16 protein-coding genes are annotated in these 16,447 nt (G+C 54.2%); 8 read left to right on the forward strand and 8 right to left on the reverse strand.

Annotation, left to right across the window (positions count from 1 at the left end):
* Positions 1–25: 25 nt before the first annotated feature.
* Together P1U45_RS04950 and hrpB are read right to left on the reverse strand one after the other, a co-directional pair.
* Positions 26–1,069: an aldo/keto reductase gene (locus tag P1U45_RS04950; protein WP_301057820.1), complete on the reverse strand. Its 1,044-nt coding sequence runs from the start codon at positions 1,067–1,069 to the stop codon at positions 26–28.
* A gap of 53 nt (positions 1,070–1,122) precedes the next feature.
* Positions 1,123–3,576, reverse strand: a complete 2,454-nt coding sequence (gene hrpB, locus P1U45_RS04955) for an ATP-dependent helicase HrpB (RefSeq protein ID WP_301057821.1) — start codon at positions 3,574–3,576, stop codon at positions 1,123–1,125.
* Positions 3,577–3,695: 119 nt separating this feature from the next.
* On the opposite strand from hrpB, the gene P1U45_RS04960 reads away from it, so the two are divergent.
* On the forward strand, positions 3,696–4,010 hold the full coding sequence (locus P1U45_RS04960) for a hypothetical protein (RefSeq protein ID WP_301057823.1): 315 nt from the start codon (positions 3,696–3,698) through the stop codon (positions 4,008–4,010).
* Here the strand turns inward: P1U45_RS04960 and P1U45_RS04965 are convergent.
* Positions 3,979–4,899, reverse strand: coding sequence for a hydrogen peroxide-inducible genes activator (locus P1U45_RS04965; RefSeq protein WP_022693818.1), 921 nt, complete (start codon positions 4,897–4,899; stop codon positions 3,979–3,981). The genes P1U45_RS04960 and P1U45_RS04965 overlap by 32 nt on opposite strands.
* 307 nt (positions 4,900–5,206) lie before the next feature.
* Between P1U45_RS04965 and ahpC the strand changes: the two genes are divergently transcribed.
* The 4 genes from ahpC to P1U45_RS04985 all read left to right on the forward strand — a co-directional run bounded on the left by ahpC (position 5,207) and on the right by P1U45_RS04985 (position 9,856).
* Positions 5,207–5,770: an alkyl hydroperoxide reductase subunit C gene (gene ahpC / locus P1U45_RS04970; protein WP_293609051.1), complete on the forward strand. Its 564-nt coding sequence runs from the start codon at positions 5,207–5,209 to the stop codon at positions 5,768–5,770.
* A gap of 176 nt (positions 5,771–5,946) precedes the next feature.
* Entirely contained in the window at positions 5,947–7,542 is a 1,596-nt protein-coding gene (ahpF, locus tag P1U45_RS04975) for an alkyl hydroperoxide reductase subunit F (RefSeq protein ID WP_301057826.1), read from the forward strand.
* A gap of 57 nt (positions 7,543–7,599) precedes the next feature.
* A complete protein-coding gene (locus tag P1U45_RS04980; protein WP_301057828.1) occupies positions 7,600–8,199 on the forward strand; it encodes a GNAT family protein in 600 nt (199 codons plus the stop codon).
* 247 nt (positions 8,200–8,446) lie between these two features.
* Positions 8,447–9,856, forward strand: a complete 1,410-nt coding sequence (locus P1U45_RS04985; protein ID WP_301057830.1) for a hypothetical protein — start codon at positions 8,447–8,449, stop codon at positions 9,854–9,856.
* Between the two features lie 118 nt (positions 9,857–9,974).
* Here the strand turns inward: P1U45_RS04985 and P1U45_RS04990 are convergent, their stop codons facing one another.
* Positions 9,975–10,262, reverse strand: coding sequence for a hypothetical protein (locus P1U45_RS04990; RefSeq protein ID WP_293609047.1), 288 nt, complete (start codon positions 10,260–10,262; stop codon positions 9,975–9,977).
* On the opposite strand from P1U45_RS04990, the gene P1U45_RS04995 reads away from it, so the two are divergent.
* Complete coding sequence (locus P1U45_RS04995) at positions 10,261–11,184, forward strand: DMT family transporter (RefSeq protein ID WP_301057831.1); 924 nt, start codon at positions 10,261–10,263, stop codon at positions 11,182–11,184. The two genes, P1U45_RS04990 and P1U45_RS04995, sit on opposite strands and share 2 nt — an antisense overlap.
* On the opposite strand, the gene P1U45_RS05000 is transcribed toward P1U45_RS04995, so the two are convergent.
* Positions 11,121–11,741, reverse strand: a complete 621-nt coding sequence (locus tag P1U45_RS05000; protein ID WP_301057833.1) for a TetR/AcrR family transcriptional regulator — start codon at positions 11,739–11,741, stop codon at positions 11,121–11,123. The genes P1U45_RS04995 and P1U45_RS05000 overlap by 64 nt on opposite strands.
* Positions 11,742–11,973: 232 nt before the next feature.
* Between P1U45_RS05000 and P1U45_RS05005 the strand changes: the two genes are divergently transcribed.
* Positions 11,974–12,744: a DUF2189 domain-containing protein gene (locus P1U45_RS05005; protein ID WP_301057835.1), complete on the forward strand. Its 771-nt coding sequence runs from the start codon at positions 11,974–11,976 to the stop codon at positions 12,742–12,744.
* Here P1U45_RS05005 and P1U45_RS05010 read toward each other — a convergent pair.
* Complete coding sequence (locus P1U45_RS05010; protein WP_301057836.1) at positions 12,711–13,145, reverse strand: YkvA family protein; 435 nt, start codon at positions 13,143–13,145, stop codon at positions 12,711–12,713. The genes P1U45_RS05005 and P1U45_RS05010 overlap by 34 nt on opposite strands.
* Positions 13,146–13,198: 53 nt before the next feature.
* On the opposite strand from P1U45_RS05010, the gene P1U45_RS05015 reads away from it, so the two are divergent.
* Positions 13,199–13,978 carry an SDR family NAD(P)-dependent oxidoreductase gene (locus P1U45_RS05015; RefSeq protein WP_293609042.1) on the forward strand — a complete coding sequence of 260 codons (780 nt, stop codon included), beginning with the start codon at positions 13,199–13,201 and terminating at the stop codon, positions 13,976–13,978.
* A gap of 80 nt (positions 13,979–14,058) precedes the next feature.
* Here the strand turns inward: P1U45_RS05015 and P1U45_RS05020 are convergent, their stop codons facing one another.
* Entirely contained in the window at positions 14,059–14,574 is a 516-nt protein-coding gene (locus tag P1U45_RS05020) for a hypothetical protein (RefSeq protein WP_301057838.1), read from the reverse strand.
* A 151-nt stretch (positions 14,575–14,725) separates the two neighbouring features.
* Complete coding sequence (locus P1U45_RS05025; protein ID WP_301057840.1) at positions 14,726–16,147, reverse strand: aldehyde dehydrogenase family protein; 1,422 nt, start codon at positions 16,145–16,147, stop codon at positions 14,726–14,728.
* Between the last annotated feature and the right edge of the window lie 300 nt (positions 16,148–16,447).

Consider the following 16,447-nt stretch of genomic DNA (forward strand, 5'->3'; position numbering starts at 1 on the left):
AGTCGGCAAGTAGGCAGGCTGCGATTTATGGACACGGGTTCGGCTGGCGTGCGTGCAGTTCGTTCACGCTGTTTTCCAGATCGTCGGTCCAATCAAGATCAAACGCATCGATACACGTCTTCAATTGTTCCATCGTCGTGGCGCCGATAATCGTTGAGGCCATGAAAGGCCTTGTGTCACAGAACCTTATCGCAAGCTGGCCCGGATCAATGCCTTTCTCCGCCGCCAGATCGACGTAGGAATTGATCGCCTCTTCGGCATGTGGCTTCTCATAACGGCTAAGGCGCTGGAACAAGGCTTTGCGTGAGCCTTCAGGCAGTGCGCCGTTACGATATTTGCCGGTTAGATAGCCCTGCCCCAATGGCGAGTATGACAAAAGCCCGACATCTTCATGCATGCAGACTTCTTCCAGGCCTTCTTCAAAGGTGCGGTTCACCAGATTATAGGCGTTCTGGATAGATTGAACGCGCGGCAGGCCGCGCTTTTCGCTTTCGGCAATAAAGCGCATCACGCCGAATGGCGTTTCGTTAGATAGACCAATATGGCGTATATTGCCCTTCTTCACATGGGCATCGAGCGCTTCGAGAATGTCTTCAAACGGCTCGTATGAGATGTCGTAGTGCTTGGCTTTCAGTTTGCCGCCGAAAATCGGTGCAACACGGTCAGGCCAGTGCAGCTGGTAGAGATCGATATAGTCGGTCTGTAAACGCTTCAGGCTTTTCTCAACCGCTTCGTCAATTTGCGCCTTGTTGATGCGGCACATGTCGACGTCATCGCGATACCAGGTGTTGTCAGACCGGCCGACAATTTTGGTGGCGAGAATGACTTTGTCGCGATTGCCGCGCGCCTTCATCCAGCTGCCGACAATTCGCTCTGTCGAACCTTGCGTTTCCGGCTTTGGCGGAATGGCATAAAGCTCGGCGGTGTCGAAGAAATTCACGCCGCGCTCGACAGCATAGTCCATTTGTTCGTGACCTTCGGCTTCAGTATTCTGTTCGCCGTATGTCATAGTGCCAAGGCAGCACGCGCTGACCATCAGGTCTGTACGACCAAGTTTCCGTTTTTCCATTTTTGTCTCCCAATCCCGATAGGCTGACGCGGTCCGTGCGCAGACTCAAGCCGTTATTTTCGGTTGCGCGGCGGTGGCGGTGTGGCATTCGCCGGATCTTCCGGCCAGTTATGCTTCGGATATCTGCCTTTCATATCCTTGCGCATGTCGGAATAGCTGCCAGACCAGAAGCCCGGTAAATCCTTTGTGATGGCGACAGGCCGCTGTGCAGGAGACAGAAGGCTCAAAGTCATCGGTACGCGCCCGTCACAAATCATTGGATGCGTAGTCAGCCCATAAAGCTCCTGTACCCTGACCGAGACGAGCGGAGCTTTCTCGTCCGCATAATCAATGGCGACATTTCGCCCTGACGGCGCCTGCCATTTGGCTGGAAGCGCACCTTGCAGCGCCTGCCGTAGCTCCCAATCCATTGTGTCATCCAGATATCGCCGCAGTGAGCCTGCCTCGATACCTTTCAGGCCGTGTGCTTCGATGTGTGGCACCAACCAGTCAGACGCCGATGAGACAAGCTCTGCTTCTAACGCCTCGGACGTGCCGCCAGTTTTCGGCGCTTTCTCGGGAAAGGCCGAATAGAAAAAGCCCAGTCTGGAAACGTGATCCTTGATGGCGTCATATCCGGGAAGTGCGGAGAGGTCGCTCTCTTCCGCCGTCCTGATCACAGCCTCAGCGATGGTCGCATTATCAGGCTGGGATAGAGGCGTTTCGGATAGTACGATTTCGCCCAGCGTTTTCTGGCGCCGCGCTTTGATCTTGCCGGACTTCGGATCAAACTCGGCAAAGTCACGCTCGGTTTCGGTGAGAACGCCGCGCACCAACCGCTCATCAAGTGCGCCCGCCAGACGAACTAGGCTTTCATTTCCGCTTTGGCCGCCTGTTTCGCAGACGACAATCCATTCACTTCCTTCAAGCGTGAAGTTATCTGGAAGTTTGACGCCCCCTCCTCCCGCAAGCTGGTAGCGTTTCGGATCGGTTTTGCGGCGCCTCGCGATCCGGTCCGGCCAGGCTTTCGCGATAATGTCTGCGGCATTTCCGGATGGAACGGCTTTGGTGCCAGACCAGCGTTTTGCCTGTTCTTTCAGGGCGTTGGCGCGTTTGGAGCTATCTCGCTGAAAAGACGAGACCCGTGAAGACAAATCATCAGACCGTCCGCCTGCGCCCTGTTCTGAAAGCATAGCCGCAATCTGGGCCGCGAGCGCTTTTTCTCCGTCGCTTTCTGCTGCCAGAATGAGCGATGACAGGCGCGGGTGTAACGGCATGCCGGACGCTTTCTGGCCCTTTGGCGTCAGCGTATTCGGATCATCTGCTTCAATGAACTCCAGCCGCTTCAGCATATCGAGGGCCGCCGCAAAATGCCCGCGCGGTGGATAGTCCAGAAGGTTCAGATCATAAAGATTATGGTCGCCCCACTCGATCAGACGCAATAATGCAGAGCTAAGATCGGCATTGAGAAGTTCTGGTGTTGGCGATTTTGGTAGGCCGCGGTTTTCTTCCTCGTGCCAGAGCCGGTAACAGACGCCCGGCTCCGTACGGCCCGCGCGTCCGCGTCGCTGGTCAACATTTGCGATGGAGGCTTTCACCGTGGAGAGCATCGCGCCGAGGCTATTGGGTGAATAAACGGGCACGCGTGCGAATCCGCTATCGACAACAACCCTTACCCCTTCAATCGTGAGCGAGCTTTCGGCAATGTCTGTAGACAATACCACTTTGCGTTTGTCGCCCGGTGGCGGCTTGATCGCGTCATCCTGCTCTTTGGGAGGCAGCGCGCCGTAAAGGCGGCAGATCATGATGTCGTCTGAAAGGCCAGCAAGGCGCTTAGCCGTCCGGGTGATCTCCGCCGCGCCCGGCAGGAAGGCGAGAATTGATCCCGTTTCAGCCGCCAGCGCTTTGCGAATGGCCTTAGCCATCTGGTCTTCCAGCCTGTCCTGCGTACGCCCGAGATATCTGGTATCAACCGGATAGGCCCTGCCCTCAGATTGGACGACTGGCGCCTTCAGAACTCCGGCCACTTTCTCAGTGTCGAGCGTCGCGGACATAACGATGATCCGCAGGTCTTCGTTCAGATAGTCCTGACTTTGTTGCGCGAGCGCGAGGCTAATATCTGCGTCCAGAGAGCGTTCGTGAAATTCGTCGAACAGAACAGCGCCATAGTCACCCAGCTCAGCATCGCGGGTGACGAGATTGGTGAAGACGCCTTCGGTGACAACTTCAATCTTTGTCTTCGGGCCAATTCTCGTATTAAGTCGGGATCGTACACCGACAGTGTCGCCCACCCTTTCACCCAGCATGCTGGCCATACGTTCAGCGGCGCGCCGCGCGGCGATCCTGCGCGGCTCAAGCATGATGATTTTCTTGTTGCCGAGCCAGTCAGAGCCAAGAAGATGTAGCGGAACTTTTGTCGTTTTACCGGCTCCGGGCGGCGCAGCGAGCACAAGCCGGCTGCCGGTTTTCAGCGCGGCGGAAATCTCATCCAGCACATCATCGATGGGAAGTTGGAATGCGTCTGCCACGGCCAGTCTTTCGGTTCAAACAGGCTAAAACCGCTAGCTTTCTTTGATGCGGGCTTCAAGGCCTGAACCGATCAGCGCGTTGAAGCGTAAACAGACATAACGGTTTAAGGATACCTCGAATGACACTGCTGAGAATTTCGATTGCCGGCCTCGGAATTGCCCTAGCCCTGATGTGTGTATGGGCGGGTATGAACGGCCATTTCCTCAATGAGTTCGGCATTGTCGGCGGCCTCGCATGGGGCAAGGTCAGCCTTGCGGACCTCTATATCGGCTTTGCGCTCCTTGCGGTGCCTATCGCGCTGACAGAAAAAGTAAAACTGTCAGCGCCAATCATTATTACCTTGTTCTTATTAGGAAATATTGTCGGCGCGTTCTGGCTTGCCTGGCGTCTGCCTCGGCTTGTCAGGCTGCTGAGGCAGGATAAGCCGGCGTAAACAGCGAGCGGATTTCCTCAGCAACGATGCGCGCATCGGACTCTCGCGAAGAACCTGCCCGCCATGCCACACCGATGGACCGGCCGATTGCTGGCGGTGAGAATGGACGGATATTCACATCAAGCCCGTTTCCAATGCCGGCATCGGCGGCAATCTTCGGAATAAGTGAGACGCCGAGCCCACCATCTACCATCTGGATGAGAGTATGCAGGCTGGTTGCGCTCACTTCCCCGCCATCGCGTACAGTGGGCATCTGACAGACAGAAAGCGCATGGTCCCGCAGGCAGTGGCCATCTTCCAGAAGCAGCACATCATGCGGGGCTAGGTCTTCCGGCTGCAGTGCGCCGTCCTTTCCAAGGGGATGGCCCTTTGGTGCAGCCAGCAGGAATTCGTCGTCAAAAACAGGAATGGAATCGATGCCCGTCGCATCATAGGGCAGAGCGATCAGCGCAGCATCGAGACGGCGTGCGCGCAGATCATCCAGCAGACGCGCAGTCTGTTCTTCGCGCAGATAGAGCGTCAGATGATCAAACTTGGATTTTAAGTGTTTCATCACGCGTGGCAGCATGAAGGGCGCGATTGTCGGGATCGCGCCAAGACGGAATGTACCGTAAAGCGGCTCCCCTGCCCCTTTCGCCGCAATTACAAGGTCTTCGGCGTCTGAAAGAAGACTACGTGCCCGGTCTACAACTTCTGCACCGGTAGCGGTCAGTGTCGCGCCACGTGCTTCGCGCTCCACAAGCTGCACCCCCAGAATACCCTCAAGTTCGCGGATAGCGGTTGAGAGCGTCGGTTGGGTGACATGCATGCTTTCGGCGGCACGCGAGAAAGAGCGCTCTCTTGCGAGCGCATCGAGAAACTGGAGCTGTCTGAGCGATGGAAGAATCATAGAAAAAATTTATGGCATCTGGAGAAATAATCAAGAATGCTGCAGTGCCGCGAAGTCGAATGTATTTCAAAATATTTTGAATGGTCGGATATTTCCAATATTTGGCGATATGCAGAATATCCTTTCGCTGCGCCGCGATATACCGAGAATAATTCCAGACTATCCCGAGTTTGTTACTCGGACACTGTCCCGACGGCATCTGCGATAAAGACAACTTATCGCAAGTATAAATATTATAAATTTGTGTGATGCAGCAAGCTCGACCATATAGCAATCTGTATCCAGCCAACCGAGAAAGGATCACTTCATGGCTCTCATCAATACAGAGATTAAACCATTCAACGCGACCGCATTCAAAGAAGGTCAGTTCGTCGACATTTCAGACGCTGACGTTCGCGGCAAATGGGCGATCTTCTTCTTCTACCCAGCTGACTTCACATTCGTATGCCCGACCGAGCTCGAAGACCTCGCAAACCTTTACGGCGAGTTCCAGAACCTCGGCGTCGAGATCTTCTCTGTTTCTACAGACACACACTTCTCGCACAAAGCATGGCACGACACATCGCCAGCGATCGGCAAAATCAACTATTACATGGTTGGTGACCAGTCCGGCACAATCACAAACAACTTCGACGTAATGCGCCCAGGCGTTGGCCTTGCTGACCGTGCGACATTCCTCGTCGACCCGGATGGCATCATCCAGTTCATGGAAATCACGTCTGAAGGCGTTGGCCGTAACGCAACTGAGCTTCTGCGTAAGACAAAAGCTGCTCAGTACGTTCGCAACAACCCGGGCGAAGTTTGCCCAGCTAAGTGGGAAGAAGGCGAAACAACGCTTGCTCCTTCACTGGACCTCGTCGGCAAAATCTAAGCCGTCGATACCAATGGCACTGGCACAGCGTCCCCCCGCCCCTTCCCGGTGTGCCAGTCGCCATTGGCCTGACATCAGGCCCCTCATTGCAGGGACCTGATCTTCGGCCAATGGCCTGAGACTTTCTTTTGGATGGCCTGTCCGGTCGTCCCCGACCCATCACATGGAGACCCATCATGCTTGATGCTGGAATGAAGACGCAGCTGAAAACCTATCTGGAAAACCTGCGTACCCCGATTGAACTGATCGCCTATACAGATGCGCAGCCAAAATCTTCCGAGATGAAGGGCTTGCTCGCAGATATTGCAGACGCTTCAGATAAAGTGACGCTGAACGATGGCGCGCCGTCTGGAGACAAGCGCACGCCGTCTTTTGAGATCGTCCGCAAAGATGACCCGAGCGTCGCTGTAACTTTCGCCGGCCTACCAATGGGCCACGAGTTTACATCTCTCGTTCTTGCGCTTCTTCAGGTTGGCGGTCACCCGCCACGCGTAGAGCAGGACGTGATTGACCAGGTGAAAGCGCTCAAACCTGCGCAGCCACTGCATTTCGAGACGTATTTCTCTCTGTCATGTCAGAACTGCCCGGACGTCGTTCAGGCTCTGAACCTTATGAGCGTTCTGAACCCGAACATCACGCACACATCTATTGATGGCGCGCTGTTCAAGGAAGAAGTCGAAACGCGCAAAGTTATGGCGGTGCCGACCGTTCTTTTGAATGGTGAGGAATTCGCGCAGGGCCGTATGAGCCTTGAGGAAATTCTTGGCAAAATCGATACCGGCGCTGCGGCGCGCGAAGCTGAGAAGATTGCCGAAAAGTCTGCCTTCGATGTTCTGGTTGTTGGCGGTGGCCCGGCTGGTGCAGCATCTGCAGTGTACGCGGCCCGTAAAGGTATCCGCACGGGTGTCGTTGCTGAACGGTTTGGCGGTCAGGTGCTTGATACTATGGGTATCGAGAACTTCATCTCCGTACCACACACAGAAGGTCCGAAACTCGCAGCGGCTCTTGAGCAGCACGTGAAGGATTATGATGTCGACATCATGAACCTTCAGAAAGCGACAGAGCTTGTGCCGGCGTCCGAACCGGGCGGCCTGATCGAGGTGAAGCTTGAGAATGGCGCGTCGGTGAAATCCCGCACCATTGTGCTTTCAACAGGTGCGCGCTGGCGCCAGATGGGCGTTCCAGGCGAGGACGAGTACAAGAATAAAGGTGTGGCCTACTGCCCGCACTGTGATGGCCCGCTCTTTAAAGGTAAGCGCGTGGCAGTCATTGGCGGCGGTAACTCTGGCGTTGAGGCCGCAATCGACCTCGCTGGCGTCGTTGCTGAAGTCACTCTGATCGAATTCATGAGCGAACTTCGCGCCGATGCGGTTTTGCAACGCAAGCTCTTCTCTCTGCCGAATGTGAAAGTCATCACGAATGCGCAGACAACAGAAGTTCTGGGTGACGGTACAAAGGTCACGGCTCTTACTTATAAAGACCGTGTCAAAAACACCGATCACCAGATCGATCTGGAAGGCATCTTTGTTCAGATTGGCCTTGTGCCAAACACGGAATGGCTGAAAGGCGTCGTTGAGCTCTCTCCTCGCGGTGAGATCGAGGTGAATGCACGCGGTGAAACGAATATCCCCGGTGTTATGGCGGCCGGTGACTGTACCACGACACCTTATAAACAGATCGTCATTGCGATGGGCGAAGGCTCTAAAGCCTCTCTCTCAGCCTTCGACTTCCTGATCCGCAACAGCGTGGAAGCAGACGTTAACGCGGCTTAATCATTTCTGGACATTGCCCGTCCTCTGGTGTTTTTCCTCCCGAATGGGGGGCGGGCAATGACAAAACTTTCCAACAGTATGGAAAATGATGTGGTCCGCCTCGAACGGCTGACCGCAGACCATAAGGACGGTCTTCTACGCCCGGCGACCGAAGACGCACTGTGGAGCTGGATGCCCTATCGGCCGTCCGGAACCCGTCTGGAAACCTATTTCGATACATATCTGGCAGAGGCGCACGAAGACCATTTTGTGCCATTTGCGGTCATTGACCGTGCCACAGATGAACTTGTGGGCGTGACGGCTTTTCTGTCGATATCGCGCCATCACCGCCGATTAGAGATCGGACACACCTGGTATTTACCATCTTCACGCGGAACAGCGATCAACCCATCGGCGAAACTTCTCCTTCTGGGACGTGCGTTTGACTGGGGTGCACTGCGCGTTGAGTTCAAAACCGACATCGCGAACACCGCATCACGCGCCGCAATCCGTAAATTGGGGGCGCGGGAAGAGGGGATTTTCCGGTCTTATGTGCGGATGTTGGACGGAACACGCCGTGATATCGCGTGTTTTTCGATTCTGAAGGATGAATGGCCATCTGTGCGCGCCAGGTTGCAGGAACGGCTTGAATTCCATGCAGATGACTCAAAAAACTAGAGTTTTTTTCTCTCTATGCTTTCATTCTTGGCTAAAATTTCGTTAATCTGAAGGAAAGCTGAGGTATAATACTCCAGTCAAAACTCTCCAATTGGGGGAAAGCTTTTGGATGAGGGCGAGGGCTGTTCTAAAAATAAAAACGTAAAGGGGCACGAGACCTGCAACGGGGGTTTCGTCTGGGCCAGTTTGGCACAGTTGAGCAAATTTAGTGATGGCATGGCCTGACGAGGGTCAAAGGGGAATAGAAATGAAACTAGCAAATGGTCTGATGATCGCAGGCATGCTTGCTATGACCGCTATCCCGGCTTGGGCCGGAAACGATGGTGGCGTTGGCGGCGTAGATTATGACGCACTGAGTGGCGAAGCCCGCGTTCTTACCGAACAAGAAATTCTTGATCTTCTCGCACGGTCCGGTCAGGCCAGCGCGCAGATCAACCCGAACGACGTAGACATCCAGTATATGGGCGCTGAAAGCGAAATCGCTGTTTCCAGCGAGCTCTGCTGTGAGAACGTCAACGAAGTCGTGACAGAGCGTACACAGGTTCAGGAAACTGAGACCTTCATCGACGCCGTAACATCACGCGAAATCATCCAGCCGGTTGAGCGCACACTCATCCAGCCGGTTACCCGTCAGGTTATCGATGGCCGCACGGTCACTGAAACTGCGCCGGTCCAGTATGAAGAAGAAGTTCTTCCGGTGATCGTCGACGAAGACACTGTTCCAGCAATCACAGAGCAGGTGATCCCGCAGGAATCAATCGAAACACGCGAAGAAATCACTGAGCGTTACGAAGATGCAGTCGCACGCCGTGACGTCATCCAGCCGGTTGTCCGTACAACAGTTGTTCCAGTTCAGCGCCGCATCGACCGTCCGGTTGTTGTTGAAGAAACTGCACCAACTCAGTACCAGACCCGCACAGCGCCAGTTCGTGTCATTCCGGCACCAAACCCGACTGTGAACGAATTCACGACTGTCGACGTTACTGAGACTGTTGTTGAAGAATATTCTGACGAAGTGATCGACGTTGTAACTCAGCGTGACATCATCCAGCCAGTTGAGCGCACAATCGTTCAGCCGGTAGAGCGTCGTATCCTTCGCCCACAAACTGAAACTGTCACAGCGCCAGTTGAGTACCGTGAACAGTACCTGCAAGGCCGTACAGAATATGGCCCACGTCCAGAGGTTCAGGAAAACGTTATTCCTCAATACCAGGACCGCACAGTTCTCGAAGTCAGCGACGTTTATGTTGACCGCGTAACACGTAACATCGTTCAGCCAGTTGAAGTCACAGTTGTTCAGCCGGTAGAGCGTCAGGTTATCCGTGGCCGTTCAGAAACAGTAACTGCACCAACAGTGTACGAAACTGAGTACCTGCCAGGCCGTGTGATTGAAGCTCAGATCCCACAAACCCGCGTGAACTACATCCCGCAGGTTAACGAGGTTCGCCGCGAAGATTACCGCGAAACATACTTCAACGCTGTAACACGCCGTGAGATCGTTCAGCCGATCGTCACAACACGCGTCCAGCCAATCGAAGTTGTCCGCTACAACCCGGTAACAGAAACAGTAACTGCACCAACTCAGTACGAAACAATCCGTGCTAATCAGGTTGTCCTGAATGTTGGTGGTGGCTGCGTCTGCTCAACCGGCTACTAAGACAAGTCCAAACAGACTTTTCTATTCCACCCGGAGGCGTCTCATACCGAGACGCCTTTTGGTGCTTTTAGCGTATCAGGCCGCAACATAGCCTGACCGGCAAATATTCGATGTACGATTAGTCGAGTGGAAGCGGATCGTTGATGCCTGGCACGGCATCTACATTGAGAAGCAGGTCTTCAAGAGACGGAGCTTTGGCAACGATCCGGCGCTTTTCATCATAAATGTAATAAGCCGTGCGGGATTTGCAGAGCGTAAAACGCCGCCAGTTCGCCTTGTTGCGGAAAATCCAGACCTCATCATCGCAGTTGCCCGGAAACGCCCAGCCGGTCCAGACATGGTCTATCGGGCAGGCGCGCCAAAGAGCATCTATCTGCTCTAGTTCAGATGGGGTAAAGACGATCATGTTCTCATCACCATTCACTTTCCTGCGGCGTACATCAAGCCAGTATGAAGCTGCGCTGTGGATGTTTCTCTCGGGCATTCTCTTTACTGCCCATGTCGCGCTCGGGAAATTATTGAGTGGAAGTTATGAGCCGGGCCTTCTGGCCTTTTACCGGTCAGTGATCGCTCTGGTATGGGTCGCGCCGCTTTTAATGCGCATGCCGCTCTCAAAATTTAAGACAAAGCATGCAGGGCTCATTGTTATCAGGAGCCTGTTTGGGACGGCGGGTTTTCTGCTGGCGTTCTACGCCTACTCGCAGGAGTTCGGCATCCCGCTCTCCCAGTTCAATGCGATCTCGTTCTCCCGATCGCTATTCATTGTAATTCTTGCCTATTTTCTTCTGAAAGAGCAGGTCGGCCCGCGTCGCTGGATGGCGACGGCGATCGGCTTTGTCGGCGTTCTCATCATGGTGCGGCCGACCGCGGATATGGAGATAGGTTCCATTCTGGCGCTTGGCTCTGCGCTCTGCTTTGGCGGCGCGATTATTCTGGTGAAGACGTTATCGCGGTTTCACTCACCGCTGGTCCTGCTGACCTATGCCAATCTGCTCTCAGCTATTATGACGCTTCCGGTGGCGATCATGCAGTGGGAGAATCCTCATAATCTGGCCGATGTCGGGCTCATCGGCCTGATGGCGCTTGCGGGGCTTCTCGCGCAGAGCTGTTACATCACCGGCATGAGCAAGGGTGATGCGTCATTTCTGTCGACGATCGATTATCTTCGCTTGCCGATGACTGCCGTCGTCGACTGGCTGATCTTTCAGGAGTTTCCAGGCCCGCTTATCTGGCTCGGCGCAGCGATCATTGTTGTCTCGACGCTCTACATCACCATCCGCGAGGCGGCGTCATCACCAAAGCCATCAGCGACTGTCGCTTCGGACTGACCGCGCGGTGTCACCTTATTGAGAATGAGCGCAATAAACTCATCGAGATCATCGCTGAATTCGGTCTGGCTGGACACCATAGACATCAGGCCAGCCGAGGATGAGATGATCATGCGCGCTGCAACCTTCGCAGATTGAGCCGATACGCCGCCCCTGAACATGTGCCGACGCAGCATGACCTGATAGTCCTCTTGCGCGGCCTCAAACGCTTTGGCGATGTCTGAGTTAGTGGTGTTCAGATACCATGGGGTCTGGCCCGAAGAGAGGCGTTGTTCCAGATAGAGACCGTCGCGTGCCATGATGGCGCGCTTTAGCTGTTCCGACAGTGGACCGTCATATGCGAGCGCCGTTTCGACCTGTTCCTGCACACGCGTATGAAACCTTTTCAGAGCCGCGGTGATGAGCGCACTTTTCGAGCTGAAATATTGATAAACAGCCGGGCGGGACAGCCCGACAGCTTCGGCCACATCGTCCATCGTGACCCGGCGCAGACCATAGCGCGTCAAAAGTGCTTCTGCCGCATCCAGTATCTGTGTTTCGCGCGTTTCCTGGATCATGTGTGCCCCCACTGCTCATCCATCTGACGGAAAATTTCCATCAACCGTCGAGGCCCATGCAAGCGGCACGCCAGAAAGCATAAAATTTACAAGGAAGTTTATTAACGAACAGGCGGTCTTTGCTAACGTTTCTGGCAAACTGTGGTTGTTTGAAAGCGGCTTTATTATTCCCCGTAAGTGAATTATCCTTAATTCCATTAAGACTAATAAGGGGGAAGTCATGGAGGCTCAAATGGCCACTGGGCATAAATTACCTGATGTGAATGAAATCAGCTTTTCGGCACCGCTTGGCTGGCTTGCAGGAGGCTTATCGGATTTCCAGAAAGTTATGGGCCCGGCGCTGGTCTATGGAATTGGCCTCGCGGCGATTAGCGCGATCTTCGCGCTCGGTATTCTGTTTTCCGGTCAGGCAAGCTGGCTGATGGTATTTGCCGGCGGCTTTATCTTTATCGCGCCGATGATCGCCATGGGGCTCTATGAAGCTGGTCGTCAGCTGGAGCAGGGAAAGACGGCGAGCCTGAACGAAATGCTGTTCGTGAAAACCGCTTCGGCGCGCAATCTGGCTTATCTCGGGCTTGCGCTGCTGGTGGTGTACTTTTTCTGGACGCGCATGGCGCAGCTAATCTACGCGCTGTCCACCTTCACGCTTCATGAGACTGTGCCAGAGTTTCTGACCTTTATGGTCGCGACGCCTGAAGGTCATGCCATGGCGATGACGGGTACAGTGGTCGGGGCTTTGGTTGGTGTGATCGCCTTCAGCCTGGTGGTTGTGTCGGCGCCAATGCTACTCGATCAGAAGTCGGATGTTTTCATTGCCACCGTCACCAGTGTGCGCACTGTCGCGAAAAATCCTGCGCCAATGCTTTTATGGGCCGCGATCATTGCGGCTCTGACAGCGCTTGGCATTGCCACGGCCTTTCTGGGTCTGATTATCGTCTTCCCGGTGATCGGCCTTGCCAGCTGGCGCGCTTACAGAGAGTTGGTGGCCTCACCCTCCGACTGAGCGATTTCCGGTTCAGGCAATCTTAATAGCCGGCGTGCAGCTCGTCTGTGCGCCGGTTTTACATTGCTGCCAACCACGCTGAACGCCGTTGCGATAACCGTCGCGTCATCGCCAAAGCCTATACCTGCAATGAAGTCGGGAATGAGATCTGCAGGAATGACAAAATAGGCGACAGCGGCAAACAATACGGCTTTGACATGCATATCAGTTTGCGGATCGCGCGCACAAAACCAGGCGGCGGCGATATCATTTGCAAATGGAATTTTGCCAGCAAACCGCAAAAGCTTCGGCACAAGCCGCGTTCTGGAGATGCGTTGGGTCTGTTCTACGGCCATAGGCAGGTTATCGGGCTTCTCTCCGCGAATAATTCCAAGAAGTGACCTTACGTCAGTGATTGGCATAGCTAATTCTTTCGTCCAGTCTCCGTTCAAAATCTTATATGGGAAGAGCGATCATGGAACTCAAATCAGGTATTTCAGCGGTTGTAACAGGCGGCGCGTCTGGTCTCGGTGAAGCAACAGCACGCGCACTGGCGGCTCAGGGCGTTAAAGTCGGTATTTTCGACCTTAACGAAGAACGCGGCGAAGCACTGGCGAAAGAGCTTGGCGGCTCGTTTGCAAAAGTGAATGTGACATCAGAAGAAGATGTCGACGCTGGCTTTGCCAAAGTGCGCAGCGAAATCGGTCAGGAGCGTATCCTTGTGAACTGCGCGGGTACCGGCAATGCGTTCAAAACCGCGTCCCGTGACAAGCAGACCGGCGAGATCAAGCACTTTCCACTGAAAGCCTTCGACCTTATCATCCAGATCAACCTTGTCGGCACATTCCGCTGCCTTGCTAAATCTGCTGCTGGCATGATGACGCTTGATCCGATCAATGGTGAGCGCGGCGCAATCGTGAACACAGCGTCTGTTGCCGCTGAAGACGGCCAGATGGGTCAGGCAGCGTATTCAGCGTCCAAAGGCGGCGTTGTTGGTATGACGCTTCCTATCGCGCGTGACCTTTCCCGCGAGCTGATCCGTGTGAACACCATTTTGCCAGGTATCTTCAACACCCCGCTGATGAATGGTGCACCGGAAAATGTGAAACAGGCTCTGGCTGCGTCTGTTCCGAACCCTGCACGTCTTGGTAATCCGGAAGAGTATGCATCGCTTGCGCTTGAGATGATCCGGAATGCCTACTTCAACGGCGAAGATGTTCGCCTCGACGGTTCTATCCGTATGGGTATGCGCTAACAGTTTCTGTCATTGTGTCAGGCCATTGAAAAAGCCGGGGTTTTGCCCCGGCTTTTTTGTATCTTAGATAATCGCGACGCTTAGAGTTCGGGATTTCGAACAATCTGCGGCGCAAGGTTCATCAGAACGTCCTCGGCATTATACGCGTTCACGTCGCCAGGCTTTGGGCCATTCCCCATGACAATTTCGGAAATCGCCTGATAGCGGCTGACTTCGCGCATGTCGAAATTGTTGAAGAACGGATCATTGCGATACCGCCAGCCCCACATCGGGTGGTAATACTGCATCGCAAAGCGCTGGTCGAAGCCGGTTCCGCGATAGGATGAGTCTTCGTCCGTCTGGCGGTTCACCATGATGAAATAATCATAGCCGTTCTGATTTGTGAGCTCAGCCGCACGGTAGAGCAGATAGCGCTCAACGGTCTCAAGGTCGGTCAGGGCATTGCCTGAAAACGTAACCTGAAAGCGGTTGCTCTCAATTCGGGATTCAGAAAACCCGTACGGACTTTCGGATGCCGGCACATAACCGGTTTCTGTGGCACAGGCACCAAGCGCGAGCGCGCCCGCAATACCTGCAAGAGTGAGTTTCAGATTCACTGGGTCTCTCCTGCGTTCTTAGTCTTAATGTAAGCCATAGGCCCGATTTTGAAACGCCCGAAAGCAGTAAAGCTGCGTGAATTTAATGTGAGGCATAAAAATAGGCCGCACCCGAAGGTACGGCCTGATCTTTGTAATCGCTTGAAAAAGCTTAAGCGCCAGCGCCCATCATAGCTTTCAGCTCGAGGAACTCCTCGAACGCGACAGGGCCCCATTCGCGGCCGATACCAGACTGCTTATATCCGCCAAATGGCGCCATAAGGTCAGGGCCGGCCCCGTTGAGGTGAACCATGCCGGTGCGAAGTTTCTTGGCAACTTCAGTGGCTTTCTCAACGCTGCCCGCGCTTACATAGCCGGACAGGCCGTAAACTGTGTCGTTTGCAATGCGAACGGCTTCGTCTTCATCAGAATAAGGGATGATTGTGAGAACAGGGCCGAAAATCTCTTCCTGAGCGATGGTCATGTCGTTGGAGACATTCGCAAACACAGTCGGACGCACATAATAGCCGCGGTTGAGTCCTTCCGGACGACCGACGCCGCCAGCCACAAGTGTCGCGCCTTCGTCGATACCCTTCTGGATGAGATCCTGAACCTTGTTGTACTGGTTCGCATTGGAAATCGGGCCGAGAGACTTTTTCTCGCCTGTGCCGACCTGAATCGACTCAGCGACAACTTTTGCGATTTCAGCAGCCTTATCATGCTGGTCTTTATGGACGAGCATACGCGATGGCGCGTTGCAGGATTGTCCTGTGTTATTCATCATGCCGATCACGCCGCCTTTGACAGCTGATTCCAGATCAGCATCAGGCAGGATGATGTTCGGAGACTTACCACCAAGCTCAAGCGCAACACGTTTCACAGTTGGCGCCGCCGCCTGAGATACGAGCACGCCAGCGCGTGTTGAACCGGTGAAAGACATCATGTCGACGTCAGGGTGAGAGGACATAGCCTGACCAACGCCAGGGCCGTCACCGTTTACAAGGTTGAACACGCCCGCAGGAACGCCAGCTTCATGCATAACTTCTGCAAGGATCATCGCGTCGATTGGCGCGATCTCGGAAGGCTTCAGAACCATTGTACAGCCCGTCGCAATCGCTGGCGCGACTTTGCAGGCAATCTGGTTTGCAGGCCAGTTCCACGGCGTGATGAAACCGCAAACGCCGATAGGCTCTTTGCGAACCATCGTCGTGCCTTTCATTTCTTCAAACTCGTAAGAGCGAAGAACTTTGGCTGCGGTTGCGAAGTGACCGAGACCTGTAGGAGCCTGAACAGCCTGAGCCAGCCATGTTGGCGCGCCCATTTCGTTTTCAATCGCCTGACCGATTTCAGCCATGCGGGCTTTGTAGCCAGCTGAAATCTTGTCGAGCAGGTCAGCGCGGTACTCAACAGATGTCTGGGAGAAGGTTTCAAATGCGGCTTTTGCAGCAGCAACAGCTTTATCTACGTCGGCTTTAGAGCCGAGAGAGATGCGTGCAAAAGGCTCTTCGGTCGCCGGGTTTTCGACCTCAATCGCGCGCGGTTCAACAGGGTCGACCCACTCGCCGTTGATATAGAATTTCAGGTAATCCTGCATTTGGTTTCTCCCTCGAATTTTTTACAGCTTTCCATATAGGCGCTGGCGGCCCGTTTGTCGCGGGGTAACGTGGCGGGAAGCCTTCAGAATGGCAATAGTCTACTTACACGAAGTGGTGATTTGGCTCAGCGAAAGTGGCTGAGATTTCCGTGTGGAGGGGCGGATCATCGCGGATGCTTAAATTGGTTGCGAGAAAAATTTTGCGCGATGTTCATTTACAGTACATGATTTTTCCATCATAAGGCGCATTCGTCTAACGTGGAGATTATCTCATGGCATATCGCCAGCAAAATTTCCTGA

The organism is Ponticaulis sp., from assembly GCF_029210165.1.
Lineage (GTDB): Bacteria > Pseudomonadota > Alphaproteobacteria > Caulobacterales > Hyphomonadaceae > Ponticaulis.